Genomic DNA, 354 nt, shown 5'->3' with positions numbered 1-354 from the left:
GGAAAGAAACCCAAGCTTTCTGAACGTCAGCAAAAAGAGCTTCGCCGGATGTATGATACCGGCGATTACTCCATCAGCGATCTTTCAGAACTGTTTTCTATTTCTCGGCCAACTGTCTATCGAACTCTCAGCAGAACAGCCTCAACGTTCTTGTTGGGTTCACTCTAAGCGTACGTAAAGTACACTTTCGTGTCGTGACCCCTATTTGAACGAGGCGTTGCGCTGGATTCAGGAGCGGCACGGCAAGGACAACGTGATCGCTGCCATCATTCACCGGGACGAAAAAACGCCGCACCTGTCGGCCTACGTGGTGCCAAAAGACCCCGATACAGGCCGCCTGAATTGCAGCAGGTT

2 protein-coding genes are annotated in these 354 nt (G+C 51.7%); both read left to right on the top strand.

The features are described from left to right. The coding region (locus KP705_RS19695; protein ID WP_215765470.1) for a helix-turn-helix domain-containing protein at positions 1-168 on the top strand (168 nt) is incomplete at its 5' end. Positions 169-205: 37 nt separating this feature from the next. Next, positions 206-354: plasmid recombination protein (locus tag KP705_RS21705; RefSeq protein WP_215765535.1), on the top strand; the 149-nt coding region annotated here is incomplete at its 3' end.

It is taken from the genome of Gluconobacter sp. P1D12_c (assembly GCF_018812105.1).
GTDB classification, from domain to species: domain Bacteria; phylum Pseudomonadota; class Alphaproteobacteria; order Acetobacterales; family Acetobacteraceae; genus Gluconobacter; species Gluconobacter oxydans_A.
The sequence above is the reverse complement of the archived record's forward strand: the minus strand, read 5'-3'. Positions and strand labels throughout refer to the sequence as shown.